This window comes from Geodermatophilus sp. SYSU D00663, assembly GCF_054050655.1.
Genome location: NZ_JBJGZT010000006.1, coordinates 21,307 through 46,906, shown reverse-complemented (window position 1 = coordinate 46,906; position 25,600 = coordinate 21,307). Strand labels below are relative to the sequence as shown.

23 protein-coding genes are annotated in these 25,600 nt (G+C 75.3%); 4 read left to right on the top strand and 19 right to left on the bottom strand.

Annotated elements, in window-relative coordinates; translation table 11 throughout:
• Positions 1-90: 90 nt before the first annotated feature.
• The gene (locus ACI79Z_RS06190) at positions 91-1,167 is read left to right on the top strand and encodes an alkene reductase (RefSeq protein WP_456902057.1); all 1,077 of its coding nucleotides are present in this window, start codon (positions 91-93) and stop codon (positions 1,165-1,167) included.
• An 85-nt stretch (positions 1,168-1,252) separates the two neighbouring features.
• Here ACI79Z_RS06190 and ACI79Z_RS06185 read toward each other — a convergent pair whose 3' ends face one another.
• Genes ACI79Z_RS06185 through ACI79Z_RS06120 form a run of 14 tightly spaced genes read right to left on the bottom strand, consistent with a single transcriptional unit; the run spans position 1,253 to position 15,830 of the window.
• Complete coding sequence (locus tag ACI79Z_RS06185; RefSeq protein ID WP_387991168.1) at positions 1,253-1,678, bottom strand: VOC family protein; 426 nt, start codon at positions 1,676-1,678, stop codon at positions 1,253-1,255.
• Positions 1,675-2,535 (bottom strand): TcmI family type II polyketide cyclase, encoded by an 861-nt coding sequence (locus tag ACI79Z_RS06180; protein ID WP_387991166.1) that lies wholly within the window; start codon positions 2,533-2,535, stop codon positions 1,675-1,677. The genes ACI79Z_RS06185 and ACI79Z_RS06180 overlap by 4 nt, the downstream gene beginning before the upstream one ends.
• Positions 2,532-3,830, bottom strand: a complete 1,299-nt coding sequence (locus ACI79Z_RS06175; RefSeq protein ID WP_387991163.1) for a cytochrome P450 family protein — start codon at positions 3,828-3,830, stop codon at positions 2,532-2,534. The genes ACI79Z_RS06180 and ACI79Z_RS06175 overlap by 4 nt, the downstream gene beginning before the upstream one ends.
• A gap of 21 nt (positions 3,831-3,851) precedes the next feature.
• Positions 3,852-6,698 carry an FAD-dependent monooxygenase gene (locus ACI79Z_RS06170; protein ID WP_456902056.1) on the bottom strand — a complete coding sequence of 949 codons (2,847 nt, stop codon included), beginning with the start codon at positions 6,696-6,698 and terminating at the stop codon, positions 3,852-3,854.
• Complete coding sequence (locus ACI79Z_RS06165; protein ID WP_387991159.1) at positions 6,695-7,042, bottom strand: putative quinol monooxygenase; 348 nt, start codon at positions 7,040-7,042, stop codon at positions 6,695-6,697. Before ACI79Z_RS06165 ends, ACI79Z_RS06170 begins: the two co-directional genes overlap by 4 nt.
• On the bottom strand, positions 7,039-8,286 hold the full coding sequence (locus tag ACI79Z_RS06160) for a beta-ketoacyl synthase N-terminal-like domain-containing protein (RefSeq protein WP_387991156.1): 1,248 nt from the start codon (positions 8,284-8,286) through the stop codon (positions 7,039-7,041). The genes ACI79Z_RS06165 and ACI79Z_RS06160 overlap by 4 nt, the downstream gene beginning before the upstream one ends.
• Positions 8,283-9,569 carry a beta-ketoacyl-[acyl-carrier-protein] synthase family protein gene (locus ACI79Z_RS06155; protein ID WP_456902055.1) on the bottom strand — a complete coding sequence of 429 codons (1,287 nt, stop codon included), beginning with the start codon at positions 9,567-9,569 and terminating at the stop codon, positions 8,283-8,285. Before ACI79Z_RS06155 ends, ACI79Z_RS06160 begins: the two co-directional genes overlap by 4 nt.
• Positions 9,566-9,991, bottom strand: a complete 426-nt coding sequence (locus tag ACI79Z_RS06150; RefSeq protein ID WP_456902054.1) for a cupin domain-containing protein — start codon at positions 9,989-9,991, stop codon at positions 9,566-9,568. Before ACI79Z_RS06150 ends, ACI79Z_RS06155 begins: the two co-directional genes overlap by 4 nt.
• A gap of 19 nt (positions 9,992-10,010) precedes the next feature.
• Positions 10,011-10,967 (bottom strand): ACP S-malonyltransferase, encoded by a 957-nt coding sequence (locus ACI79Z_RS06145; protein ID WP_456902053.1) that lies wholly within the window; start codon positions 10,965-10,967, stop codon positions 10,011-10,013.
• Positions 10,964-11,455 (bottom strand): SRPBCC family protein, encoded by a 492-nt coding sequence (locus tag ACI79Z_RS06140; protein WP_387991144.1) that lies wholly within the window; start codon positions 11,453-11,455, stop codon positions 10,964-10,966. Before ACI79Z_RS06140 ends, ACI79Z_RS06145 begins: the two co-directional genes overlap by 4 nt.
• Positions 11,456-11,481: 26 nt before the next feature.
• Positions 11,482-13,224 (bottom strand): acetyl-CoA carboxylase biotin carboxylase subunit, encoded by a 1,743-nt coding sequence (locus ACI79Z_RS06135; RefSeq protein ID WP_456902052.1) that lies wholly within the window; start codon positions 13,222-13,224, stop codon positions 11,482-11,484.
• On the bottom strand, positions 13,221-13,772 hold the full coding sequence (gene accB / locus ACI79Z_RS06130) for an acetyl-CoA carboxylase biotin carboxyl carrier protein (protein ID WP_387991139.1): 552 nt from the start codon (positions 13,770-13,772) through the stop codon (positions 13,221-13,223). Before accB ends, ACI79Z_RS06135 begins: the two co-directional genes overlap by 4 nt.
• A complete protein-coding gene (locus ACI79Z_RS06125) occupies positions 13,759-15,519 on the bottom strand; it encodes an acetyl-CoA carboxylase carboxyltransferase subunit alpha (protein WP_456902051.1) in 1,761 nt (586 codons plus the stop codon). The genes accB and ACI79Z_RS06125 overlap by 14 nt, the downstream gene beginning before the upstream one ends.
• On the bottom strand, positions 15,516-15,830 hold the full coding sequence (locus ACI79Z_RS06120; protein ID WP_387991358.1) for a TcmI family type II polyketide cyclase: 315 nt from the start codon (positions 15,828-15,830) through the stop codon (positions 15,516-15,518). The genes ACI79Z_RS06125 and ACI79Z_RS06120 overlap by 4 nt, the downstream gene beginning before the upstream one ends.
• A gap of 403 nt (positions 15,831-16,233) precedes the next feature.
• Between ACI79Z_RS06120 and ACI79Z_RS06115 the strand changes: the two genes are divergently transcribed.
• The 3 genes from ACI79Z_RS06115 to ACI79Z_RS06105 all read left to right on the top strand — a co-directional run bounded on the left by ACI79Z_RS06115 (position 16,234) and on the right by ACI79Z_RS06105 (position 19,437).
• Entirely contained in the window at positions 16,234-16,998 is a 765-nt protein-coding gene (locus ACI79Z_RS06115) for a LuxR C-terminal-related transcriptional regulator (RefSeq protein ID WP_456902050.1), read from the top strand.
• 403 nt (positions 16,999-17,401) lie between these two features.
• Complete coding sequence (locus ACI79Z_RS06110) at positions 17,402-18,043, top strand: response regulator transcription factor (RefSeq protein WP_387991130.1); 642 nt, start codon at positions 17,402-17,404, stop codon at positions 18,041-18,043.
• A gap of 98 nt (positions 18,044-18,141) precedes the next feature.
• Positions 18,142-19,437: a right-handed parallel beta-helix repeat-containing protein gene (locus tag ACI79Z_RS06105; protein ID WP_456902049.1), complete on the top strand. Its 1,296-nt coding sequence runs from the start codon at positions 18,142-18,144 to the stop codon at positions 19,435-19,437.
• 34 nt (positions 19,438-19,471) lie between these two features.
• Here ACI79Z_RS06105 and ACI79Z_RS06100 read toward each other — a convergent pair whose 3' ends face one another.
• Genes ACI79Z_RS06100 through ACI79Z_RS06080 form a run of 5 tightly spaced genes read right to left on the bottom strand, consistent with a single transcriptional unit; the run spans position 19,472 to position 25,452 of the window.
• Positions 19,472-20,158: an SRPBCC family protein gene (locus tag ACI79Z_RS06100; RefSeq protein ID WP_387991124.1), complete on the bottom strand. Its 687-nt coding sequence runs from the start codon at positions 20,156-20,158 to the stop codon at positions 19,472-19,474.
• Entirely contained in the window at positions 20,155-22,566 is a 2,412-nt protein-coding gene (cutA, locus tag ACI79Z_RS06095) for an aerobic carbon-monoxide dehydrogenase large subunit (protein WP_456902048.1), read from the bottom strand. The genes ACI79Z_RS06100 and cutA overlap by 4 nt, the downstream gene beginning before the upstream one ends.
• Positions 22,563-23,096, bottom strand: coding sequence for a (2Fe-2S)-binding protein (locus tag ACI79Z_RS06090; protein ID WP_456902047.1), 534 nt, complete (start codon positions 23,094-23,096; stop codon positions 22,563-22,565). Before ACI79Z_RS06090 ends, cutA begins: the two co-directional genes overlap by 4 nt.
• Complete coding sequence (locus ACI79Z_RS06085; RefSeq protein WP_387991115.1) at positions 23,093-23,968, bottom strand: FAD binding domain-containing protein; 876 nt, start codon at positions 23,966-23,968, stop codon at positions 23,093-23,095. Before ACI79Z_RS06085 ends, ACI79Z_RS06090 begins: the two co-directional genes overlap by 4 nt.
• Positions 23,965-25,452, bottom strand: a complete 1,488-nt coding sequence (locus tag ACI79Z_RS06080; protein ID WP_387991113.1) for a uracil-xanthine permease family protein — start codon at positions 25,450-25,452, stop codon at positions 23,965-23,967. Before ACI79Z_RS06080 ends, ACI79Z_RS06085 begins: the two co-directional genes overlap by 4 nt.
• Positions 25,453-25,600 lie beyond the last annotated feature (148 nt).

The window sequence follows — 25,600 nt, the reverse complement described above, 5'->3', positions numbered from 1 at the left end:
CGTGCCGGGTCACCGGCCGAGGGCACAGCGCCGCCTGTGACGCCGCCCGCATCCCGGAATGGCCCGGTCCCGCGGGGTGTCGGAACACCCGTGGACCTGTTCTCTCCCGTGAAGCTCGGCGACCTCGAGCTCGCCAACCGCGTGGCCATGGCGCCGCTGACCCGCATGCGCTCCGGCAAGGAGGGTGTCCCCGGCGACCTCGTCGTCGAGCACTACGCGCAGCGCGCCTCGATCGGCCTCATCGTCACCGAGGGCACCTACCCGACCCACGAGGGCCAGGCGTTCGTCGGCCAGCCCGGCATCGTCACCGACGAGCAGGTGGCCGGCTGGCGCCGCGTCGCCGACGCCGTGCACGCCCGCGGCGGCCGGATCGTCGTGCAGGTGATGCACGGCGGCCGCGTGACCCACCCCGACGTCAACGGCGGCCGCCGCGTCGTCGCCCCCAGCGCCATCGCCATCCAGGGCGAGGGGCACACCGAGAAGGGCAAGCAGCCCTACCCGGTGCCGCACGCGCTGACCACCGACGAGGTGCGCCAGGTCGTCCGCGACTTCGTCCGCGCCGCCGAGCGCGCCGTCGAGGCCGGCCTCGACGGCGTCGAGATCCACGGCGCCAACGGCTACCTGCTGCACGAGTTCCTGTCCCCGGCGTCCAACGTCCGCGACGACGAGTACGGCGGCTCCCCCGAGAACCGCGCCCGCCTGGTGGTGGAGGTCGTCACCGCGGTGTCCGAGGCGATCGGCGCGGGCCGCGTGGGGCTGCGCATCTCGCCGGAGCACGACATCCAGGACGCCCTCGAGACCGACCGCGAGGACGTGCGCGCGACCTACGGCACGCTGGTCGACCAGCTGCGCCCGCTGGGCCTGGCCTACCTCTCCGTGCTGCACCGCGAGCCGGCCGGCGACCTGGTCCAGCAGCTGCGCAGCCGGTTCGGCGGGCACCTGATGGCCAACAGCGGCTTCGGTTCGGTCACCACCCGCGAGGAGGCGCTCGCGCTCATCGAGGCCGCCCACGCCGACGTCGTCGCCGTGGGCCGGGCGGTCATCGCCAACCCCGACCTGGTCGAGCGCTGGGCCGGCGAGCACCCGGAGAACGAGATCCGGCCGCACCTGTTCTACGCGTCCGGCGCCGAGGGCTACACCGACTACCCGGCGCTGCGCGCCGGCTGAGACGCCGCACGGACCGGGACCCCGGGTCCCCCTCCGCTCCTGGGAGGGGACCCGGGGTCCCGGACCGTGCTGCTCGCGCCGGGTGTCAGCCGGGCCGCCGCGCACCCCCGGACGGGAAGTCGGCGGCGGGGTGCCGGTCGGAGCTGATGCCGAGCACGTTGCCGAACGGGTCGACGACGGCCACGCTGACGATCGGTCCGTGCGGCGTGAGCGGGATGTACTCCTTGGCGCCCATCGCGGTGAGCCGGTCGAGGACGGCCTCGAGGTCGTCGACCCGCCAGTACCCGACCGCGCCGCCGGTGCCCGGCGTCATGCCCGGCGGCGCGAAGGCGAGGTCGGCGATCGCCAGCGACGTCCCCCCGTCGACGGTGAACGTCGCGTAGCTGGGCCGCCCGCTGGGGCCGGGCCGGGTGAAGCGGGGCCCCGAGCCCAGCAGCTCCGTGTACCAGGCGACGGCCGCGGCCACGTCCTCGGCCCAGTAGGTGAGCGTGGCGATCCCGCGCAGGCTCACGCCGTCCCCTCCCGCGGCGTGGGCACCGGGTCCCCGGGCGCCCAGTCCGGTGCCGTCCAGCGGTGGAACACCCGGGCCACCGAGTCGCGCGGGCTCTGCCACGTCTCCGGGCGGTACGGGCTGACGTAGGGGGCGAGGTCCTGCATGACCTTGGCGAAGGCGGGCCGCATCGACTCGTGGTTCTCCCGCACGGCCGCGGCCTTGACCCGGTCCTGCTCCAGGAGGTGCACGAAGACGTCCTCCATCGAGTAGAGCCAGCGACCGGTGACGCCGGTCTCCGTCGGCAGCCCACCCGCGTCGGACGCGGCGAACACGCGGGCGATGTCCTCCTCGGTGCCCGGCCGCATCCGCTGGACGATCACGGTCATCTCCCGGTCGGGGGAGACCTCGCCCTCGGGCAGCCAGGTGTAGAAGTGCTTGGCCACCGAGTGCGACGGGTTCTGCCAGTAGCTGGGGTAGGGCGTCACGTAGGGCGCGATGACCTCGGCGATCTGCTGGAACGCCGGCAGACCGCGGCGCTGGCCGGAGACCTCCGGGTCCTCCTTGCGCTCGATGACGTGCAGGTACAGGCCCTCGTACGAGAGCAGGATCCGCCCGACGACGCCGAGGTCCTGCGGCCGGGTCGTCCGGTCGTAGTAGGCGAACACCGGCCCCACCTTGTCCTCGCTGCCGGGGACCATCCGGCAGACGATGACGTTGCGGAACGGCCGCCAGGAGCCGGAGGACCAGCTCGCGGGGGCCGTGGCCGTGGTCGCGAACTCGACCGTGTCGTTCGCCCACGGCGGTTCCGTGGGCGTCGAGGTGGCGTCGGCGGCGGGGTCTGCCGAGGGCGTCGCCGGCGGCGTGGTCTGGGTCATCGGGTGCCTCCTGGGGTGGGTGTGGGGGTGAAGCGCAGCGGCAGTGCGAGCAGACCGCGGAAGGCCGAGGCGGCAGGCAGCCACTGCAGCTCCTCCACGGGGACGTCGAGGCGCAGGTCGGGCAGCCGCAGCAGCACCTGCCGCAACGCCGTCGTCGCCTCCAGCCGGGCCAGCGCGGTGCCCAGGCAGTAGTGGATGCCGTGGCCGAAGGCCAGGTGCTGGGTGGGACCGCGCCCCAGGTCGAGGCGGTCGGGGTCCTCCGTGAGCGCCGGGTCGTGGTCGGCCGAGCTGAGGACGACGGTCACGATCGAGCCCTGCGGGATGGTCACGCCGCCGATCTCGAGGTCCTCGGTGGCGAACCGGAAGCTCGACACCGGCACCGACCCGTCGAAGCGCAGGAGCTCCTCCACGGCGTCGGGCACCCGGTCGAGGTCGGCGAGCAGCGCGGCCAGCTCCTCGGGGTGGGTCAGCAGCGCGACGACGGCGTTGCCGAGGAAGTCCGACGTCGTCTGGTAGCCCGCGAACAGCAGCAGGAAGCAGGTGGAGACCAGCTCCGCCTCGGACAGCCGGCCGTCGCCGTCGCGGGCGGCGATCAGACCGCTGACCAGGTCGTCGCCGGGCCGGGCGCGTTTGGCCGCCACCAGGCCGGTGAAGTAGGCGTGCAGCCGCTCCTGGGCCGCGCCGATCGCCGCCCGGTCCTCCTGCGGACTCCGCCCGCCGGTGCCCACGGTCCGGATCACCTGCGTGCCGGCGAGGATCTCCTCGTGGTCGGCCTCGGGGATGCCGAGCAGGTCGCCGATGACCGCCAGCGGCAGCCGCAGGGCGAACTCGTCGACGAACTCGGTGGACCCGCGCGGCGCGATCCGGTCGAGCAGCCCGGCGACGATCTGCTCGACCCGCGGGCGCATCGCCTCGATCCGCTTCGGGGTGAACGCCTGGGTCACCAGGCGGCGCAGCCGGGTGTGCTCGGGTGGGTCGGAGTTGAGCATGTTGGTGTTGATCTGCCGGGCCTTCTCGCCGAACACCGCGAGGTAGGTGTCGCCGGCCCGGTACAGGTCCTTGGACAGCCGCGGGTCCGACAGCGCCTGGCGGGCGTCGGCGTACCGGGTGACCAGGAACGAGTCGAAGCGGGGGGTGCGCACCTTGACCACCGGGCGCTCGGCGCGCAGCCGGGCGTAGACCGGGTAGGGGTCGGCGCGGAACTCCGGGGTGTAGATCTCCTGGCCCGGGACGACGTCGTCCGGGGGCGCGGTGTCCGGGGGTGCGGCCGGTCGGGGCTGCGCGGTCTGGGTCATGTCGGCTCCTGGGGGTGGCGGTCAGGGGGCGAAGACGCCGGCGAGGTGGTCGAGCAGGGCGGCCTCGTCCAGCGGGCGGCAGCGGAAGCCGACGTGGCCGTCGGGACGGACCAGGTAGGCCGCCGTCCCCGCGCCCGCGGTGCCGTAGGCGGCGGCGAAGGAACCCTCGGCGTCGCGGACGACGGGCAGGTCGACGAGGAACGGCACCCGGGCGTCGGGAGCGGCCACGAGGTAGGCGCCCACCTCGCCCCGGGTCTGCTGCCGCACGCCGACGGCCAGCTTCTCCAGGTCCGACACCTGCTCCTCCGACGCGCCGGCGTCGACCGACAGCAGCAGCGTGGAGCGGGTGCCGCGGGTGAGGTCGAACAGCCGCAGCGGGTGGGCGACGCCGAAGCGCCGCAGCCCGTGCACGTCCGGCGCGCGGTGCCCGGGCTCGGGCCCGGCGGGGAAGCCGCCCGGGGCCGCCTCGCCCACCAGCGGGCTGCCGGCGTAGTTCATGGTCATCTGCATCTCGAGCAGGAACTGCGCCTTCTCGTCCTCCATGTCCATCTCGTCGGTGAACGCGATGGCCACGGCCCTGTCGACGATCATCTTCCCGGCGGGACGGCGCTCGCCCTCGTAGCTGTCGAGCAGCCCCGGCGCGGCCAGCCCGCGGACGGCGAGGGCCAGCTTCCAGCCGAGGTTCCAGGCGTCCTGGATGCCGGTGTTCATGCCCTGCCCGCCGGCCGGCGGGTGCAGGTGCGCGGCGTCGCCGGCGACGAAGACCCGCCCCTCGCGGTAGCGGTCGACGATGCCGTGCTTGATCCGGAAGATCGACGACCAGCGCAGGTTGCTCGCCGTCGTCCCGGGCGGGCCCAGGTCGTCGATGGCGGCCTGCATGTCTGCCAGCGTCGGCGGCTCGTACTCCTGCCAGAAGCCGGGCGGGACGACGCCGGAGCCGACCGCGTCCTGCCACCGCTGCGGGGCCAGGGTGGCGATCCGGTAGCGGTTGCGGCCCTTGAGCGGGACGCAGACGAGCATGCCGGTGAAGTCGTCCTCGTTCTCGATGCGCACGAACCGCACCAGGTGCCCGGCGGGCAGGTCCCAGTCGACGTCGACGTCCCCGAGCATGAACAGCTGCGGGAACATCGACAGCCCGCCCTCGAAGGCCAGCCCCAGCCCCGAGCGGACGGCGCTGTGCGCCCCGTCGCAGCCGACCAGGTACTGCGCCCGGGTGGTCTCCTCCTCGCCCGAGGCGTGCCGCAGCCGCGCGGTGACGCCCTCGTCGTCCTGGGAGAAGGCCACCAGCTCGACGCCGCGCTCGACGACCACCCCGAGGGAGGTCAGCCGCGCGCCGAGGAGCCGCTCGGTCTCGTACTGCGGCAGCCCGAGGTGGGCGTAGGGCAGCTCGTCGAGGCCGGCCCAGTCGACCTGGTGGGTCTGCACGCCGTTGACGAACACGGTCTGGCCGTGCAGCCAGATCCCGGCGTCCATCGCCTCGGTGACGATGCCCTGGTCCTCCCAGATCTCCATCGTCCGGCAGTGGATGCCGATCGCCTTGTCCGCCTGGGTGGAGGCCTCGGGGCGCTTGTCCACGACCCGGACGGCGACGCCGCGGCGGGCAAGCTCGATGGCGTGGGTGAGACCGGCCGGCCCGGCGCCGACGACGAGCACCTCGACCGCGCGTCCGGGGGTGCGCGAGGCGTCCCCGAGGTCGGCCGGCACCGGCAGCGCCGCCGCGGCGGCCGCGTGCTCGTCGTCGGGCTTCTCGACGAACTCCTGCACGCTGGCGCTGGGCACCGTGGTGACCGGCGGCCCGGCCACCGCCTCCAGGTCCGGCTCCGGCGCCACGGGGACCGCGGCGGGGACGGCGGCGGGGACGGGGGCGGGGACGGGGGTCGCCGACGGTGGCTCCGGGCGCACGCGCAGCGCGAACACCCGGCGGTCCTCGCCGCGGGCCAGCCAGCGGCCCAGCGGCCCGGCGGCCCAGTTGCCCGGCTCCGCCGCCCAGTCGGTGAAGTGCTGCTCGGACTCCCACTCGGCGACGACGTGGTAGCGCCGGCCGTCGGACTCGCGCAGCAGCTCCTCGCGGGCGTGGCCGGGGGCGCTGCGGGCCAGCTGCGCGGCGGCGAGGTAGGCCAGCTCGAAGGCCTCCTGCTCCCAGGGCTCGACGGCCACGGCGGAGTCGACGCGCACCCGCGCCACCTCGACGTCCCCACCGGGCGGGGGCAGCGGCGGGAAGTCCGCGTCCGGATCGGTCCGCTGGCGGATCTCGAGCACCTCGCGCCGGAACTCCACCGAGTGCCAGCGGGCCAGCGGCGCGCCGGCCGCCATGTGCGAGGGGTCCTCGACCCACTGCACGAAGTCGTCCTCGGACTCCCACTCGGCGAAGATGTGGTAGCGCAGCCCGCTCGCGTCGCGCAGCAGCTCCTCGCGCACGTAGCCGCGCGAGTCGCCGATCCGCTGGGTGACCGTGGTGTAGGCGCGCTCGAAGGCCACCTGCTCGCCGGGCGCGACGCTGGTGGAGAAGTCGATGCGCACCGGCCGGCGCGGCTCGGCCGGCCGCACGGCCAGCACCGTGGACGTCTCGCGGGCGGTGTCCTCGCGCAGGTCGCGCAGCGCCGCGGTGAGGTCCTCCCGCGCGGCGCTGCCCTCGAAGGCGTCCGCCGCCGCCCGGTCGGTCCAGTCGCTGACGAACCCGAACCAGCGGGGGTCGTCGGCGTCGCGCACCAGCTCCTGGCGCAGGTTGCCCGGCACCCGGGCCACCGCGGCCGCCGCCCGCTGCCAGGCCGCCGCGAAGGCGTCCTCGCAGCCCTCCCGGGCGCGCACCCGCAGGACCGTCCGCACCCCGGGGGCGGCCGCCCTCCCCCCGGTCCCCGGTGCCGTCATGCCGGGGCCTCCACCGGCCGCCCCGCGCCGGGGACGACGGCCAGCACCTCGTAGGTGTTGCGGGCGGCGTCCTCGCGCAGGTCGCGCAGCGCCTCGGTGAGCGTCTCCCGGGCGCTGCTGCGGCCGAACGCGTCGACGCTGGCGCGGTCGGTCCAGTCGCTGGTGATGACGAACGTGCGCGGGTCGTCGGCGTCGCGCACCAGCTCCTGGCGCAGGTTGCCCGGCACCCGGGCGATCTCGGCGGCCGCCCGCCGCCAGGCCGCCTCGAAGGCGGCCTCGCAGCCCTCGCGCGTCCGCATCCGCAGCATCGTGCGGATGCCGGCCCGCTCCCCCGCGGCGGTCACGCGGCCTCCTCCGCGCGGTGCCGGCGCAGCACCAGGCTGCTGTTGAAGCCGCCGGCGCCGCGGGCGAGGACCACCACGGTGGCCAGGTCCTGCACGCGGCCGGCGCGGACCAGGTCGACCCCCGGCGGCGTCTCGACCGGGTCGTCGAGGAAGGCGGTGCCGGGCACGATCCCGTCCCGCATCGCCAGCAGCGCCGTCGCCACGTTCAGCGCCGACCCGCCGGCCATGAGCCGGCCGGTCCACGACGACGGCGCGGTCACCGGCACCGGGGCCGCCCGCCCGCCGAACACCGCGCCGATCGCCTCCAGCTCCAGCCGGTCCAGCTCCGGGACGCCGGCGCCGTCGGCCACCACCAGGTCGACCTCGTCCGGGGAGACGCCGGCGTCGGCCAGCGACAGCCGGATCGCCCGGGCGTACTGCGTCGCGTCGGGCGCCGGGTCCTCGTGGTGGTGGGCGTCGTGGGTGGCGCCGTAGCCGGCGACCTCGCCCCACACCTTCGGGGCGCCGCGGGCCGCGGCCGCGCCGGGCTCCTCCAGCAGCAGGATCGCCCCGCCCTCGCCGACGACGTGCCCGTTGGCCCGCCGGTCGAAGGGCTTGTAGGCGTCCTCCGGGCGCCCGGCGCCCGACAGCCGGCCGCCGGTGGCCTGGCACAGCACCGCGTACGGGCACAGCCCGGCCTCGGTGCCACCGACCAGCACCGCCGGGGTGCCGCGGCGGACCACCCGCCGCGCCCAGCCGATGCTGTCCAGCCCGCCCGCGCCCTCGGTGACGACGACGCCCGAGGGGCCCTTGAAGCCGTCGCGGATGGAGACCTGGCCGGTGGAGGCCGCGTAGAACCAGGCGATCGACTGGTAGGCGCCCACCGACCGGGGGCCCTTGGCCCACAGCCCCTGGATCTCGTGCTGGCTGAACTCGTTGCCGCCCGAGCCCGAGGCCAGGAACACCGACGTGGCGTAGACGTCGTCCTCGGGGGCGGTGTAGTCCGCGTCCTGCGCCGCGAGGGTGGCCGCCGCCAGCGACATCCACGTCCACCGGTCGGTCTGCACCATCAGCTGCGGCGAGACGTGGTCGGCGGGCACGAAGTCGCGCACCTGCCCGGCCAGCGGGACCCCGTAGCGGGCGGCGTCGAAGCCCTCCAGCGGCCGGATCGCCGGCTCCCCGCGGACCAGCGAAGCCCAGTGCTCCTCGACGCCGACGCCGGTGGGGGCGACGACGCCGATCCCGGTGACGAGCAGCCCGGTCACGACTCCCTCCGCGTGGGGCCGGCCAGCACGATCGCCGACTGGAACCCGCCGAAGCCGCTGCCCACGGAGATGGCGACGTCGACCTTCTGCTCCCGCGCCACCTTCGGCACGTAGTCGAGGTCGCACTCGGGGTCGGGCACCTCGTAGTTGGCCGTGGGCGGGAGCACGCCGCGCTGCACCGCCAGCGCGGTCGCGGCGATCTCGATGGACCCGATCGCGCCCAGCGAGTGCCCGACCATCGACTTGATCGAGCTCATCGCCACGCTGCCGGCGGCGGCGCCGAGGCTCTTCTTGACCGCCGCCGTCTCGTGCCGGTCGTTCTGCTTGGTCCCCGAGCCGTGCGCGTTGACGTAGCCGACCTCGTCCGGGGCGATGCGGCCCTGGTCCAGCGCCCGGGTGATGGCCTCGGCCATCTCGGTGCCGTCGGGCTTGAGCCCGGTCATGTGGAAGGCGTTGCAGCGGTTGGCGTAGCCGGTGATCTCGCAGTACACCTCCGCGCCGCGGCGGCGGGCGTGCCCGAACTCCTCGAGCACGAGCACCGCCGCGCCCTCGCCCATGACGAACCCGTTGCGGCGGGCGTCGAAGGGCTTGGAGGCGTGCTCGGGGTCGTCATTGCTGTCGGTGGTCGCCCGGATGGTGTCGAAGCAGGCCATCGAGATCGGCGAGATCGGGGCGTCGCTGGCCCCCGCGATGACGACGTCGGCGTCGCCGTCCTCGACCAGCTGCGCGCCGTAGCCGACCGCGTCGATGCCCGACGTGCAGCCGGTGGAGACGACGGTCGCCGGCCCGTGCGCGCCGAACCGGACGGCGAGCTCGGTGGCGCCGCAGCTCGGCACCAGCGCGGAGGCGAGGAACCGCGAGGCGTACCGCGGGTCGACCTCCCACAGCCGTCCCGAGTCGCTGACCTGCACGTACTCCTGCTCCAGGCGCATCGTCGCGCCGACCGCGCTGCCCAGCGTCACGCCGACGCGGTCGCCGTCCGGGCCGTCGTCGGCGCCGAAGCGCAGCCCGCTGTCGGCGACCGCCTCGTCGGCGGCGACCATCGCCATCTGGACGAAGCGGTCGTTGCGGTACACCTCGTGGGCGGTCAGGCCGAGCTTGCGGCCGTCGAAGTCCACCTCGGCGGCCACCTGGGAGCGGAACCGGGACGGGTCGAAGAAGGTGATCCGACGGGTCGCCGTCCGCCCCTCGGTGAGCATGTCCCAGAAGCCCTCGCGGCCCATCGACCCGGGGGCGACCACCCCGATGCCGGTGACGACGACCCGGCGCCGGTCGGCGCTCACCGCACGCCCGGGGGCAGCTCGGTGTCCACGTGGCCCAGCTCCGGCCGCGGGGCCAGCGGACCGCACAGGAAGACGAACGTCGCCGTCGTGCCCGTGTCGTTGACGATCCGGTGCCGCACGCCGATCGGGATGTGGACGGCGGACTCGCCGACCAGGCGGCGCTCCTCGCCGTCGAGGGTGATCAGGACGTCGCCCTCCTGGCAGTAGAGGAACTCCTCCGAGTACGGGTGCCAGTGCTCGGTCACGACCTCGCCGGGCTCGAGGGTGAGCGTGCCCATGAAGCCGGCGGTCGAGCCGACGCTGGCCGGGGACAGCAGCACCCGGATGTCCCCGCCGCGGCGGCGGTTGGGCGCGGTGTCGGCGCGGTGGACGGTGGGGCCGCAGCGCGTCGGGGTGGCCGGCGCGTGCTGGATCGTCGTCATGTCTCTCCTCGGGAGCGGGTCAGGTGGGGACCGAGCCCGCGAGCGCGGGACCCGGGACGGCGGTGGGGACGGGGGTGCCCGGCCCCGCCGCCAGGTGGACGGGCAGGTGCGGGTGCACCTGGGCGACCAGCGGCCCGAGCACCGGGACGGCGCCGATCTCGACGACGGACGTCGCGCCGGCACCGGCCAGCGCCCGGGAGGTGGCCTCCCAGAGCACCGGTGCGGTGAGGTGGCGGCGCAGCGCCGAGCGCAGCCGACCGGGGTCACGGGTCGGCTCGCCGTCGGCGTTGGGGACGACGGGCACCAGCGGGGCCGACCAGTCCAGGTCGGCCAGCGCGGTCGCCAGGTGCGCGGCGACCGGCTCCATCAGCGGCCCGTGGCACGGCGCCCGGCCGGGCAGCCGGACCAGTTCCAGGCCCGCCGCGCGGACGACCTCGGCCGCGCGGGCGAGCTCGGTGCGGCCGCCGGAGAGCACCGTGCGCTGCGGGGCGTCGAGGGCGGCGACGCACAGCGGGCCGTCGTCGCCGACCGCCGCGACGGCGGCGCGGGCCACCTGCTCGGCGCCGGGGCCGAGGACGGCGGCCAGGCCCGCGCAGGAGGGCCGGGGTGCCAGGCACAGCAGCTCGGCGCGCCAGTGCACCAGCTCGACGACCTGGTCGAGCTCGAGGGCGCCGGCGGCGACGAGGGCGGCGAACTCGCCCACGCCGTGCCCGGCGACGACCGCCGGGAACAGCCCGCGGGCGGTCAGGCTGCGGAAGCCGGCCACCCCGGTCACGACGACCTCGAGGTGCGCCGCGACGGGGTCGGGGGCGGTCGCGGGGTCCCGCCACCAGGCGGCGACGTCGCGGCCGACGACGGCGTCGACCTCGGACACGGTGGCCGCGGCCACCGGGTCGGCCAGCCACGGGTCGACCATGCCCGGGCGGGAGCCCTCCTCCCCGGGCAGGACGACCGCGGGACCCCGCGGCGCGGTCACCCCACCGCTCCCCGGGTCGCGGCCGCCTCGACCTTGTCCCGGATGATCCCCATCTGGACCTTGCTGTTCGCGTCGATCCGCCGGGTCATCGTCTCGGTGTCGACCGGTGCCTCCGGCCGCATCCGGAAGTCCTGCACCCAGCGCATCCGGGTGCCGCCGTCCTCGGCCGTGTAGCTCCAGTGGATGTCCATGAACTCGAACGGGCCGGGCTCCACGCGGCGCGCGCGCACCTCGTGGGTGGCCGGGTCGAGGGTCCGCTCGGACACCCAGCTCCACACCCGCCCGGACTCGTCCGGGTGCATGGTCAGCCGGAACCGGAACCAGGTGTCGGTGGACTCCAGGATCTCGACGCTGCGGTACTCGGTGAACAGGTCCGGCCAGGACCGCAGGTCGTTGGTCATCGACCAGACGTGGTCGAGGTCGGCGTGGATGAGGATCGAGTTGTCGGTGTGGCCCACGGTCAGGCCGGGCTCGACGGTGCTGCTCATGGGGGCGCTCCGTTCGGGACGGGGGATCAGGCCGGCTGCGCCTGGGCCGCGGACACGGCCCGGACGATCTCGCCGAACGTGTAGTTGTCGGGGCTGTCGTCGGGCATCGCGGTGCCGAAGCGGTCCTGCAGCTCGGTCTGCATGGACAGGAAGGCCAGCGAGTCCAGGCCGACGTCGGCGAAGCGGGCGTCGGGGTCGTCGGTGTGCGCCTCGGCCGGTAGGCCCGCCTTCTCGGTGAGCAGCTGCATGAGGTCGGCCTGGGTGAACGGGGCAGCGGACATGGGAGGGTCCTCCTCGGGACGGGAGTGGGGGACGGGCACCGGACCGGCGGGGTCGCCGGCCGGGACGAGGTGCAGCGCGCCGCGCGCGGCGGGCAGGGCCGGCTCCCGGGACGCGGCGATGGCCGCGGCGCGGGCCACGAGGTCGGGCAGCCGGCGGTCGAGGAACTGGACGTCGTGCCGGTCGGCGCGCACGTCGGGGTCGCGCAGCAGCGCGCGGTGCAGGGCGGCGGTGGTGTGCACGCCGGGGCCCTCGACGCGCAGCTCGGCCAGCGCCCGGTCCATCCGCCGCACGGCCTGCTCGCGGTCGGGCGCCCAGACGACGAGCTTGCCCAGCAGCGAGTCGTAGTGCGGGCTGACCTCGTCGCCCTGGCGGTAGCCGGTGTCGAAGCGGGTCCACGGGCCGTCGGGGACGCGCAGCACGTCGAGCCGGCCGGGTGCGGGGGCGAACCCGCGGGCGGGGTCCTCGGCGTTGATCCGGCACTCGATCGCCGCGCCGCGCACGACGACGTCCTCCTGCCGCAGCCCCAGCCGCTCCCCGCCGGCCACCAGCAGCTGCTCGCGGACCAGGTCCACGCCGGTCAGCAGCTCGGTGACCGGGTGCTCGACCTGGATGCGGGCGTTCATCTCCATGAAGTAGGCGCGCCCGGCGTCGTCGACGAGGAACTCCACGGTCCCGGCGCCGCTGTAGCCGACCGACAGCGCGCCGCGGACCGCCATCTCGCCGAGCCCGGCCCGCTGCTCGGGCGTGAGGTGCCCGGCCGGGCCCTCCTCCAGCAGCTTCTGGTGCCGCCGCTGCAGCGAGCAGTCGCGCTCGCCGAGGTACACGCCGTTGCCGTGGGCGTCGCAGAGCACCTGGACCTCGACGTGCCGGGCGCCGGACAGGTAGCGCTCGACGTAGACGGTGGGGTCGCGGAACACCGCCCGGGCGACGGTGCGGGTGGTGGCGAACGCCTCGGCGAAGTCGGCGGGGTCGTGCACCACCGTCATCCCCCGGCCGCCGCCGCCGGCCGCGGCCTTGATGATCACCGGGTAGCCGATCTCCGCGGCGACGGCCAGGCCCTCCTCGGCGGTGCGCACCGGGTCCACCACGCCGGGCAGCAGCGGCAGGCCGGCCGCGGCCATCAGCCGCCGCGCGGTGGCCTTGTTGCCCATCTGCTGCATGACCTCCGGCGGCGGGCCGACGAAGGTCAGCCCCTCGGCCTCGCAGATCTCGGCGAAGTCGGGGTCCTCGGAGAGGAAGCCGTAGCCGGGGTGCACCGCGTCGGCGCCGCTGCGCAGCGCCGCCTCGACGACGTTGGGCACGTGCAGGTAGCTGGCCCGCGGCGCCGGCGGGCCGATGTGCACGGCCTCGTCGGCCATCTCGACGACGGCGGAGCGCCGGTCGGCCGTGGAGTACACGGCGACGACCTCGATGCCGAGCTCCCGGCAGGCGCGGGCGACCCGGACGGCGATCTCGCCGCGGTTGGCGACCAGCAGCCGGCCGATCACCTCGGTCCCCCGGACGGGCGCAGCAGCACCAGGACCTGGTCGTACTCGACCGACTCGGCGTCGCCGACCCGGATCTCCGCCACCGCGCCCGCGGCGTCGGCCACGATCGGGTTCATCAGCTTCATCGCCTCGACGATCCCGAGCGTCTGGCCGGCCTCGACCTCGTCGCCGACCCGCACGAACGGCTCCGCGCCGGGGGAGGGCGCGGCGTAGAAGGTGCCCACCAGCGGCGCCCGGACGGCGATCGTGCCCTCGGGGACCTCCGGCTCCTCGCCCGCCGGCTCCGGGACCGCGGCCGGCCCGGAGGGCGCGGCGACGGCCTGCAGCCCGCCGGGCACCGGGGCCGGCGCGGCGGCCGCGGGGACGGCGTCGGCCGCCCACTCCACCTCGACGGCGCGGTCGCCGCTGCGGACGGTCAGCCGGCGCAGCGGCCCGGGCAGGGCGCGGGCGAGCTCGACCACCTCGTGGTGCAGGCCACTGGTCTCGTCCCCGGCCACGGGCTCCTCCGCCGCCTGTCCCGGCCGCGCCGGCAGCTCAGCGGGCCGCATCCCCGCCACCTCCCTCGGGCGCGGGCCCGACGACGCGCAGCGGCCGGTCGCCGTCGCCGCCGATGCGGGCCAGCCGGGCGGCCCGGGTGCCGAGCAGGGTGCCGACGTCGAGCCGGGCGAGCTCGTCGAGCTCGCGCACGAGCGCGGCGCGGACCAGGCCGGCGGCCGCGAGCGGGTCGGCGTCCGCGCCGCCAGGTGGCTCGGGCACCACCGAGGTGGCGATGCCGCTGGCCCGCAGGTGCGCCGCGCCCAGGCGCATGGCCCGTGCGGCGGTGGGCGCGGCGGTCGCCGTCCGCCAGAGGATCGCGGCGCAGCCCTCCGGGCTGATCACCGACAGGTAGGCGTTCTCCAGGACCAGCAGCCGGTCGGAGGTGCACAGCGCCAGCGCCCCGCCGCTGCCGCCCTCGCCGGTCAGCACCGCGACCACGGGCACCCGCAGCCGGCTGCTGCGCATGATGGTCTCGGCGATCGCGTGCGCCTGGCCGCGCTCCTCGGCCGCCGGCCCGGGGTGCGCGCCGGGGGTGTCGACCAGCGTGACCACCGGCAGGCCGAAGGTCTCGGCGTGCGCCATGAGCCGCATCGCCTTGCGGTAGCCCTCGGGGTGCGGCATGCCGAAGTTGCGCGCCACCCGCTCGCGCACCGAGTGGCCCTTCTCGTGGCCGATCACCACGACCGGGCGCCCGTCGAGGACGGCGACCCCGCCGACGACGGCCGGGTCGTCGGCGAACGCGCGGTCGCCGTGCAGCTCGACGAAGTCGTCGAAGACGGTGTGCAGGTAGTCCAGCGTCGTGGGCCGGCCCGCGACCCGGGCCCGCTGGACGACGTCCCAGGCGTCCGCGTCCTCGGCGCCGTCGCCCGCCGGTGCGTCGTCCCGGGGCACCGGCGGCGCCGGCACCGGGGCGGCGGCCGGGGGAGGAGCGGGACGGCGGCCGTGCAGCTCGAGCAGCCGCACCAGCAGCGGGCGCAGCTCCGCGCGGCTCTCCACCCGGTCGACCAGGCCGTGGGCCAGCAGGAACTCCGCCGTCTGGAAGTCGCTGGGCAGCTCGGCCCGGATGGTCTCCTGCACCACCCGCGGGCCGGCGAAGCCGACGTGCGCGCCCCGCTCCCCGACCAGGACGGCGGCCAGGGTGGCGAACGACGCCGACACCCCGCCGTAGGTGGGGTCGGTGAGCACGCAGACCGACAGGAGGCCGGACTCGTGCAGCTGGGCGAAGGCGTGGCTGACCCGCGCCATCTGGAACAGCGAGAACACGCCCTCCTGCATGCGGGCGCCGCCGCTGGCGCAGACGGTCACCAGGGGCAGGCCGCGCTGCAGGGCGAGGTCCGCGGCCGCGCTGACGCGGCGGCCCACCTCGATGCCCATGCTGCCGCCGAGGAAGCCGAAGTCCATCGCGGCGAGGACCACCGGGGTGCCGCCGATGCGGGCGGTGCCGAGGACGACGGCCTCGCTCTCGCCGGAGCGGGCGGCGGCCTCGTGCAGCCGGTCGCGGTAGTCGCGCAGGTCGGTGAAGTCCAGCGGGTCGGCGGGCCCGGGCGGGCAGGCGTGCTCGTCGAAGCTGCCGTCGTCGGCCAGCAGCGCGATCCTCGCGCGGGCGCCCAGCCGCAGGTGGTGGTCGCACTCGGGGCAGACCGACAGGTTGCGGTCCAGGCGCTTGCGGTAGAGCAGCCAGCCGCAGCTGGGGCAGCTCACCCAGTCGACCGACCCGGGCGCCGCGGCGTGCGGCCGGGCCGGCGTCGTCGCGGTCACGACCGCTCCGCCGACCACTCGTAGAACCGGCGCGCCATGGCGTCCCGCGGCGACCGCCAGTTCGGGTCGTAGGCGACGATGTAGGGCCGCAGCTCCTCGCTGACCGCCCGGAACGCCGGCAGCGACTGGGCGACCGCCATGGCCTCCTGCTCGGGGCGGTCGAACTCGATCAGGTGCACGTAGAGGTCGTGGAAGGTGAACAGCTGCCGGCGCCGCACCCCGATCTCGTACGGCATCGACGTCGCGTCGGAGCGGGCGAAGACGTCGGCGACCTTGTCCGCGTCGGCGGGGGTCATCCTCGCGATGATCATCGTCTGGTGCACGGGCACTCCAGCGTCGCTGTGGGCCGGCAGGGAGCCGGCGGACCGGTGCGGCCGGCGGGCCGGGACGGATGCCCGAGGACGCTAGGGCGGCGGGACGGCCGTCCGACAGCGCCACGGGTCGGATCCGTCGCGCCCGTCCCGGGGAGGGGACGCCCGGTCGCGAGGGTGCGCACCGGCGGGATGGGTGGCCCGTCCCGGGGTCCAGCGCCCGGGGACGGGGGCAACGCCCACCTTCCGGACCGGGAGACCGCGACTCGGGTATGAAACCGGAGGCCGATCACGCTCACCGCGTCGTTGATCGGTGGCGGCGGGTGACCGTCCGTCGCTAACTTCCGGGTCCTGGGACCAGCGGCGCCGGGCGCCGTGCATCGGACCTGAGCGGAGCAGACGCATGGGTGGCGAGCTGGAGGGAACCGTCCCGCCGCCTCACGACGGTCTCCGACCTCCACCGCCTCACGACGGTCTCCGGCCTCCCGGGCCCCCGGCCCGCGTCCTGATCTGCGACGACCACGAGGTGCTCCGGCACGGGCTGCGCGCGGTGCTGCGCTGGGCGCCCGACCTCCTCGTCGTCGCCGAGGCGGCCGACGCGGCACGGGCGCTCGAGCTCGCCACCGAGCTGCACCCCGACGTGACCCTGCTCGGCCTGGGCGCCCAGGGGCCGGCGATGACCGAGCTGGTGCGGGCGCTGACCGCGACCGGCACCCGGGTGGTCCTGCTCGGCGAGGCCGGCAACGGCGGCGACCTGGTCGAGGCCCTGCGCGCCGGCGCCCGCGGCTACGTGTACACCACCGTCAGCTCCGACCGGCTGGTCGAGGGCGTGCGCTCCGTGGTCCGCGGCGAGACGCTGCTCGACGCCGCCGTCACCGGCGAGCTGCTGCACCACCTCGACGGCGTACGGAGCTCGGCGGGGACCGACGAGACCGGCGGGCGCAACCCGCTCACCGCCCGGCAGCAGGCGGTGTCCGAGCTGGTGGCCGAGGGCCTGACCAACGCGGAGATCGCGGCGCGGCTCCAGGTCAGCCGCGCGACCGTCAAGGGCCACATCACCGTCGCCCTGCGCCGGCTGGGTCTGCGCGACCGGACGCAGCTGGCCATCCACGTCAACCGCACGGCCCGGCCGGGCCCCGGCTGGGAGGCCGGCCCCGTCGGCGGCTGACCTCCGTACCCGGTTCGCCACTCTCCGTGCAGGCCCGGCGTACACGCCGGGGGACTCCCGCGCCCTGCGCACACGAACCTGGACGGGACCTGTGAAGGGCGTGCACATTACCTGGCAACGCCGGACGGTTGCGCGCTACCGTTCGGCGCGTCCGACTGAGACGGACGGGTCCCCCCGGGCGGAGATCCCGCCCGGAGCCCCGTCAGCGCCACCCGGACAGGAGGAACGCATGAGTTCCGACGACGTCCTGCAGGGCCCGGGCCCCGCGGCACGCGGGACATGGCGACCGGTCGGCCCGGCACCGGGCGTGCCGGTCAGGGGACGGAGCACGCAGCCGCGTCCGCGCCCGGTCCTGCGGCCCGCGCGCCCGCTGGCCATCCGGCCGCCGTCCAGCCTGGTCCGTGTGCTGCTCTGCGAGGACCGGGAGGTCTTCCGGCTGGGGCTGCGCGAGGTCCTCGAGGCGCAGCCGGACATGGCCGTCGTCGCCGAGACCCACCACCTGCCCGGGGCGCTCGCCGCCATCGAGGACGTGCCCGCCCAGGTCGTCGTCGCCCGCCAGGGTCTGGTGCAGGGGGCCACGCTGCCGCTGCTGCGTGAGCTCTGCCGCCGGGGGACCGCGGTGCTCGTGCTCGCCGAGCCGCGTGAGGAGGCCGGTCCCGAGCTCGTGCAGGTGCTGCGGGCCGGCGTCCGGGGTTACCTGCCGCGCTGCTCGGCCGCCGCGCGACTGGTCGAGGCCGTGCGCGCGCTGGCCCGGCACGAGCCGGCCATCGACTCCTCGGCGACCACCCAGCTGGTGCGCTACCTGACCGACCCCACGCCACCGGCCGAGGTCCCCTGCCGCCCGTTGGACCGGCTCACCGACCGGCAGCGCGAGGTCGCCGAGCTGGTGGCGCAGGGGCTGAGCAACGAGGAGATCGCGCGGCGGCTGTTCCTGAGCCTCGCGACGGTGAAGAGCCACCTCACCGCCTCCATGCGGCGGCTGGGCGTCCGCGGCCGGACCCAGCTGGCCATCCTCGTGAACCGGGACCGCTCGCCGGCGGCGTGAGCGCGGACGACGACGGCGGAGCCCGCCGTCCCGTCCCCGCCGCGGGTGGGCGACCTGCGGCGCTGCGCCCGGCGCCCGCAGACCAGGGAGGCCACCGCATGGACCCCTCCACGAGGAGGCGGACCCGCTCCGGTGCCGCCCGTCTCGCGGCCGTCGCCGCCACGGGGGTCCTGCTCGTCGCGGCGCTCCCGGCCGGGGCCGCCTCGGCCCACGTCGGCCCCCACACGCTCCACGTCGGGCCGGGGCAGCAGTACACCCGGATCCAGGACGCCGTCGACGCGGCACGCTCGGGCGACACCATCCGGATCGCACCCGGGGACTACCACGAGGCCGTCTGCGTCCAGGGCAAGGGCCTGACCGTCCGCGGCGCCGGCGCGGGGGTGACCAACGTCGTGTGGCCCGAGTGGCGGACCGTCCGGGACCTGCCCGCGGTCCCCTCGACCCCCTGCTGGGAGGCGCAGGAGCGCGCCGACGCCGAGGGCGACCCGGACACGCTCGCCGACGACGTCTCCGGTCTGTTCTTCCTCGATCCGGACGGGCCGGTCCTGGTCGGTGGCCTGTCGACCCACCACCACCCCGCCAGCGGGATCGTCGCGCGGGGAGCCGACGGCTTCCGGGTGGCCGGCACGTCGGGCTCCGCCCACGACCGCTACGGCGTCGTCGCCGTCGACTCGACGGCGGTCCGGATCACGGACAACCGCGAGGTCGGCCTCGACCGCGGCACGGCGAGGGTGCCGGACTCCGGCACCGCCGGTGTCGCGGTCGTCGACTCCGCCCGTGCCGACGCGACGGTCTCCGGCAACCACGTCGAGGGCTACGACGTCGGGATCTCGCTGCGGGAGGCGCGCGGCGGCCGCGTCACCGGGAACACCCTGACGGGCAACTGCATCGGCCTGCTGCTCGCCGACGACGTCGCGACGGAGGTCCCGAGCGGCGGGTTCGGCATCACCGGGAACACCTCGACGGACAACGACCGGTACTGCCTCCAGGGCAGGGAGGTCGAGTCCTACGTCTCCGGCATCGGCGTGCAGGTGGTGGACGCGGACGACGTCACGGTCGCGGGCAACGTCATCGCCGACAACACGGCCGACCTGCCGGCGGGGGTGCCGTCGCCGACGCACCCGGCCGCCGGACTGGTGCTGACCACGCTGCCCGGGTCCGACGCCGGACCCGTGGAGGACGTCCGGGTGTCCAACAACTACTTCGGGGACAACCACGCCCTCCTGCCCGTCGGCACGCCGCCGACCGGGTCGGTCGCCGTCGACATGGACGTCTTCGTCGGCGACCCCTCCGCCCTGCCGTCGCTCCCGCCCGGTGGGGGGCTGGAGTTCCAGGGCAACCGCTGCGACACGGGCCTCCCGGCGGACATCTGTGGCGAGCCCTACCCGGTCTGACCCGTGGCCGGCGCCCCCGGCGCCACGGCCCCCGTCAGCGGGTCCGGCGGCCCAGCAGCCAGCCCACGAGGACGCCGAGCAGGGTGAGCCCGGCACCGCCGAGCGCGCCGACGGCGAGGGTCTGCACGTCCGACGACGGCGCCGCGGCCGGGGCCTCGGCGCGCCGGAAGACCTGCGGCTCCGGGGCGGCCGGCGTCCCCGCGGGGACGGCCGCGGGCGCCTCGGTGGAGCTCACCGCCGCCGAGGTCGCGCGGGCGGCGGCGGGCGCGGCGGCCACGGGGGCGCCCTCGGTGAGCTCGCGGTCGATCGCGGCGAAGAACTGCCCGGCCATCCGCTTGGCGACGCCGGAGATCATCCGCTGCCCCACCCCGGCCACCGGCCCGCCGACGACGGCGTCGGCCGAGTAGCTGAGCGTCGTCCCCTCCTCGTGCGGCTCCAGGTCGATGGTCACCTTCGCCCGCACGTTGCCCGGGGCGCCGGCGCCGGAGGCGTGCATGACGTAGGACGAGTGTGGCTGCTGGTCGGTCAGCCGGACCTCGCCGGCGTAGGTGCCGCGGATGGCGCCCACGCCGACCGAGACGTCCATCCGGTACTCGTCCTCGCCGGTGCGCTGCAGCGACTCGCAGCCGGGGATGGTCCGCGCGAGCACGGCCGGGTCGGTGACGACCCTCCAGACCTCCTCGGGCGTGCCGTGCAGCACCGCCGAGCCGTCGAGGTTCACGCGGGCACTCCCGTCTGGAGGGACGCCCGGGTCCGCTCCGCCGTCTCGTCTCTCATCAGGTCGTACAGCTCGGTCGGCGAGATCGGCATCGACGCGATCCGCCGTCCGGTGGCGTCCTCGATCGCCGAGGCGATCGCGGCCGTCCCCGGGATGACCCCCGCCTCGCCGGCGCCCTTGATCCCCAGCGGGTTCAGCGGCGACGGGGTCTCCTGGTGGTCGATGACCACGTCGGGCACCTCGGAGGCGTAGGGCATGAGGAAGTCCATGAACGACGCGTTCTGCAGCTGCCCGTCGCCGTCGTAGGCCATCCGCTCGTACAGCGCCCCGCCCACGCCCTGGGCGACGCCGCCGTGCACCTGGCCCTCGACGATCATCGGGTTCACCACGTTGCCGCAGTCGTGCACGACCGCGTACCGGACGACGTCGATCTCCCAGGTCTGCGGGTCGATCTCCACCACGGCGGCGTGCGCGCCGGAGGCGAACGTCGAGCGGATCGGCGAGTAGTAGTCGCGGTGCTCCAGGCCCGGTGCGTCCCCGGGCGCGACCGGCGGCTTGCTGTCGTCGTGCGTGGCGAACTGGGTGGCCTGCTTGGCCGCCTCGTCGAAGGCGTAGCGCAGCGGGTTGGACAGGACGGCGACCGTCCGCAGCGGGACCGATGCCCCCGGCGTCCCCCTGACCTGCACCAGGCCCTCGTCGATCTCCAGGTCCTCCGGGTTGGCCTCGAGCACCTCGGCGGCGATGCGCAGCGCCTTCTCCCGCACCCCGCGGGCGGCCAGCGCGACGGCGTTGCCGCTCATCACCGCGGCGCGCGAGGCGAAGGTGCCGACGGCGTACCCGAAGCGGCGGGTGTCGCCGGTGTGCACCTCGACGTCCTCGATCGGCACCCCGAGCTCGGAGGCGACGATCTGCGCGAACACCGTCTCGTGGCCCTGGCCCTGCGAGGTGAGCCCGGTGGAGACCAGCACCTTGCCGCTGCCGAGCACCTGGACGTGCCCGCCCTCGTAGGGCCCGGGCCCGGTGCCCTCCACGTACAGCGCCATGCCGATGCCGAGCAGCCTCCCGCGCGCCTGCGCGTCCGCGCGCAGGGCGGCGGCCTCGTCCCAGCCGACCAGCGCGACCAGCTTGTCCAGCAGCCCCGGGTAGTCGCCGGAGTCGTAGATCACCGGCCGGCCGTCCTGGAACGTCAGGCGGTGGTCGTAGGGGAACTGGTCGGGCGTGATCAGGTTCCGGCGGCGCACCTCGGCGCGGTCGAGGCCGAGCGCGTCGGCGATGCGGTCCATCGTCCGCTCCATCGCGTAGCAGCCCTGCGGCCGCCCGGCCCCGCGGTAGGGCGTGACGATGACGGTGTTGGTGTAGACGCTCTCGACGACCACCCGGTACACGGGGATCACGTACGGGCCGACCAGCTGGGTCGCCGTCACGATCGGGACGATGATCCCGTAGGGCGTGTAGGCGCCGTTGTCGTGCCAGACGTGCACGTCGAGCGCGGTGATCCGGCCGTCGTCGTCGTAGCCGACGGTGATCTCCTGCCGCTGCTGGCGCTCGTGCGCGCTGGAGACGAAGTGCTCGCGCCGGTCCTCGGCCCACTTGACCTCGCGGCCGAGCCGGATCGCCGCCATCGGCACCAGCAGCTCCTCGGGCCACGGGTGCACGATCTTGACGCCGAAGCCGCCGCCGACGTCGGGCGCGATCACCTCGACGCGGTCCAGCGACAGCTCGAGCTTGGCGGCGATCGCCGCGCGCACCGACGTCGAGGCCTGGGTGCTGGAGTGCACGCGCAGGCTGCCGTCGTCGGCGTCCCAGCGGGCGTGCACGCCCTTGCCCTCCAGGGGCGTGCAGGCGCTGCGCTCGATGTACTGGGTGAACGACAGCGTGTGCGGGGCGGCGGCCAGCGCCGGCTCGACGTCGCCGGTCTCCTGGTGGTGCCGGGCGGCGACGTTGTCGGGGATCTCGTCGTGGACGGCCGCGCGCGCCTCGCGGGCGGCGTCCACCCCGACGACGACCGGCAGCTCCTCGTAGGTGACGACGATCCGCTCGGCGGCGTCCTCGGCCACGTACCGGTCGGTGGCCACGACCATGACGACCGGCTCGCCGACGTGGTTGACCTCGCCGTTGGCCAGCGGGTACCCGGTGCGCGGCGCGTGCAGCTGCGGGTGGGGGATGAGCACCGGCAGCGGCTCGGCCATCGGGCCGGTGAGGTCCTCGTAGGTGTAGATCGCGACCAGGCCCTCGACGTCCAGCGCCGCCTCGACGTCGACGTCGACGACGCGGGCGTGCGCGTGCGGGCTGCGCACGAACGCAGCGGCCAGGGCGCCGGCGCCGATGTCGTCGAGGTAGCGGCCGCGGCCGGTGATGAGGCGGGCGTCCTCGCGCCGGCGGACCGGCTCCCCGAACAGCTTGGTCGTCACCGGGCGTCCTCCCGCATCGCGGCGGCGGCGTGCCGGACGGCCTTCTTGATGTTGGCGTAGCCGGTGCACCGGCAGAGGTTGCCGCCGACGAGCTCGTCGACCTCCTCCTCGGTGATCTCCGTGCCCGCGTCCCGGGCCTCGAGGCCCGCGGCGATCGTCACCAGGAAGCCCGGCGTGCAGAACCCGCACTGCAGGGCGTGGCACTCGCGGAAGGCCTCCTGCACCGGGTGGAGCACCTGCCCGCCCTGGTGGTCCTCGCGGGCCAGGCCCTCGACGGTGGTCACCTCCGCGCCGTCGACCTGCACGGCGAGCACCAGGCAGGAGCGCACGGGGTCGCCGTCGACGAGCACCGTGCACGAGCCGCAGACGCCGTGCGCGCAGCCGACGTGCGTGCCGGTCAGGCCGAGGTCGTCGCGCAGCGCGTCGGCGAGGACGCGGCGCACCGGGACGGTCACCTCCCGCGGGACGCCGTTCACCGTCACGCGGACGGTCCGCTCCGTGTCGATCCGGGGGGTGTCGACGGAGGTCATGCAGCGGTCCTCTCGGCCGCCTCGCGGGCGGCGTCGGCCAGCGTCCTCTCGGTGAGCACGCCGACCAGCAGCCGGCGGTAGTCGGCGCTGGCGTGGATGTCGGTGTCGGGGTCGACCAGCGTGCGGGCCAGGGCGCCGGCCGCGGCCCAGTCGGCGCTGTCGACGGGCTTGCCGGCGACGGCCTCGGTGAGGTCGTGCACCTCGGGCACCAGCCCGACCGACAGGTAGGACGCGCGGACGGCGGCCACCCGGCGGTCCGCGTCGAGGGTCACGACGACGCCGGCCCCGCAGACGGCGTAGTCGCCCTTGCGCCGGGCGATCTCGGCGAAGGCGGTGCCCGAGCGCTCGGGCAGGGCGGGGAAGAAGGCGTCGACGACGACCGCGCCGCCGGGCAGCGAGGTCTCCAGCGGCCCGACGAACAGGTCCCGCCAGCCGACGGTCTCCCGGCCCGAGGGCGTCGCCACGGTCACCGAGCCGCCGGTGAGGGCGAGCACCGAGGTCATCTCGCCGGAGGGGTCGGCGTGCGCGATCGAGCCGACCGTCGTGCCGCGGTTGCGGATGGCCGGGTGGGCGACGTTCGCCGTCGCCCGGGCCAGCAGCGGCTGGACCCGGGCGGCGGCGCCGTCGCGGAGCAGGTGCGCGTGCCGGACCAGGGCTCCCACCCGCACGCCGTCCCCGGTCGCCTCGACGGCGTCGAGGCCGGGCACCCGGTTGACGTCGACCAGCGTGGCCGGCGCCGCCAGGCGCATCGCCAGCAGCGGCAGCAGCGACTGCCCGCCGGCGAGCACCTTGGCGCCGGGTTCGGCGGCCAGGACGTCGAGTGCCTCGTCGAGGGACCGGGGGTCGGCGTAGCGGAAGGGTGCGGGCTTCACTTCTCGAGCATGTCCCTGCGTCGGTCGGTGCCGGGGCGGCCCACCTGGTCGACCGACGACGGGTCGGCGCTGTACTCGCGGGCCCCGGGGGTGTAGTCGTGCGCCCCGGCGTGGCCGAGCGCGGGACCCGTGCCGCCGGCGTACTCCCGCTCGGCGACGAGCGCCGCCTTCATCTCGGCCGGCGCGAGGGCACGGGCCACGTGCCACCCGAGCACCGCCACGATGGTGCCCAGGGCGATGCCGCCCAGCGAGAAGGTGTCGGTGATCTGCAGGTTCACGTTGCCGATGGCGATGATGATGCCCGCGGCGAGCGGCACCAGGTTGATCGGGTTGGCGAAGTCGACCCGGTTCTCCTTCCAGATCTTCGCGCCGAGCAGGCCGATCATCCCGTAGAGGACGACGGTGATCCCGCCGAGCACGCCGCCCGGGATGATGTTGATCAGGGCGCCGAACTTCGGGCAGAGGCCGAGCAGGATCGCCACGAGGGCCGCCACGTAGTAGGCCGCCGTCGAGTAGACGCGGGTGGCGGCCATGACGCCGATGTTCTCGGCGTACGTGGTCGTCGGGGAGCCGCCGACCGAGGAGGCCACGACGGTGGCGACACCGTCGGCGGCGATCGCGCGGCCCATGTAGGGGTCGAGGTCGCGCTTGGTCATCTCGGCGACCGCCTTGACGTGGCCGGCGTTCTCCGCGACCAGCGCGATGACGGCGGGCAGCACCAGGAGGCTGAAGTTCAGGGAGAAGCTGGGCGCGGTGAAGTCCGGCAGGCCGAACCAGTCGGCCTGGCCGACGGTGTCGAAGTTGATCCGGTCGCGGGTGACGACCTCGCCGGTGCCGTCGGGCGAGGTGATCTGGCCGGCGGTCGCGTCGAGCAGGATCGACAGCAGGTAGCCGAAGACCAGCCCGAGCAGGATCGAGATGCGGGCCCAGAAGCCGCGCAGCAGCAGCGAGGCGACGATGACGAAGGCCATCGTGGCCAGCGCCACCCACTGGTCCTGGGGCCAGTAGATGCCGGCGACCACCGGGGCCAGGTTGAAGCCGATCAGGAGCACGACCGCGCCGGTCACCGCCGGCGGCAGGATCGCGTGCAGGAACCGGACCCCGGCGAAGTGGATGAGCACGCCGACCAGCGCCAGCACGACGCCGGAGACCAGGATCGCGCCGACGACGTCGCCGGAGTCGCCGCCCTGCGCCCGGACGGCGACGACGCCGCCGACGAACGAGGCGCTCGTGCCCAGGTAGCTCGGCACCTTCCCGTTCACGATGAGCAGGAAGATGATCGTCGCGATCCCGCTCATCATGATCGCGAGGTTGGGGTCGAGCCCCATGACGATCGGGAAGACGAAGGTCGCCCCGAACATCGCGACGACGTGCTGGGCGCCGATGCCGATGGTGCGGGGCCACGACAGCCGCTCGTCGGGCGCGACGGCCTCGCCCAGCGGCGGCGTCTTGCCGTCGCCGTAGAGCTTCCAACCGAACGCCATGGGGTCCTCCTCGCGAGGCACAGCCGATGCGGGCCGGGAGGTGCCGCCACCCCCGGGAGGCCGTCACAGTGTCACGCGACACGCGGGCGCGAAAGTGCCTCAGCGCTAAATGTTCGACCGGAAACAAGATCGTTGCGCCGCCGATATC

Bases quoted from the DNA above. Each gene is read 5' to 3' on its own strand.
- ACI79Z_RS06180 (WP_387991166.1), bottom strand. From the start codon at position 2,535: ATGACCCAGACCACGCCGCCGGCGACGCCCTCGGCAGACCCCGCCGCC.
- ACI79Z_RS06175 (WP_387991163.1), bottom strand. From the start codon at position 3,830: ATGACCCAGACCGCGCAGCCCCGACCGGCCGCACCCCCGGACACCGCG.
- ACI79Z_RS06170 (WP_456902056.1), bottom strand. From the start codon at position 6,698: ATGACGGCACCGGGGACCGGGGGGAGGGCGGCCGCCCCCGGGGTGCGG.
- ACI79Z_RS06150 (WP_456902054.1), bottom strand. From the start codon at position 9,991: ATGACGACGATCCAGCACGCGCCGGCCACCCCGACGCGCTGCGGCCCC.
- ACI79Z_RS06140 (WP_387991144.1), bottom strand. From the start codon at position 11,455: ATGAGCAGCACCGTCGAGCCCGGCCTGACCGTGGGCCACACCGACAAC.
- accB (WP_387991139.1), bottom strand. From the start codon at position 13,772: ATGCGGCCCGCTGAGCTGCCGGCGCGGCCGGGACAGGCGGCGGAGGAG.
- ACI79Z_RS06120 (WP_387991358.1), bottom strand. From the start codon at position 15,830: ATGATCATCGCGAGGATGACCCCCGCCGACGCGGACAAGGTCGCCGAC.
- ACI79Z_RS06115 (WP_456902050.1), top strand. From the start codon at position 16,234: ATGGGTGGCGAGCTGGAGGGAACCGTCCCGCCGCCTCACGACGGTCTC.
- ACI79Z_RS06105 (WP_456902049.1), top strand. From the start codon at position 18,142: ATGGACCCCTCCACGAGGAGGCGGACCCGCTCCGGTGCCGCCCGTCTC.
- ACI79Z_RS06090 (WP_456902047.1), bottom strand. From the start codon at position 23,096: ATGACCTCCGTCGACACCCCCCGGATCGACACGGAGCGGACCGTCCGC.
- ACI79Z_RS06080 (WP_387991113.1), bottom strand. From the start codon at position 25,452: ATGGCGTTCGGTTGGAAGCTCTACGGCGACGGCAAGACGCCGCCGCTG.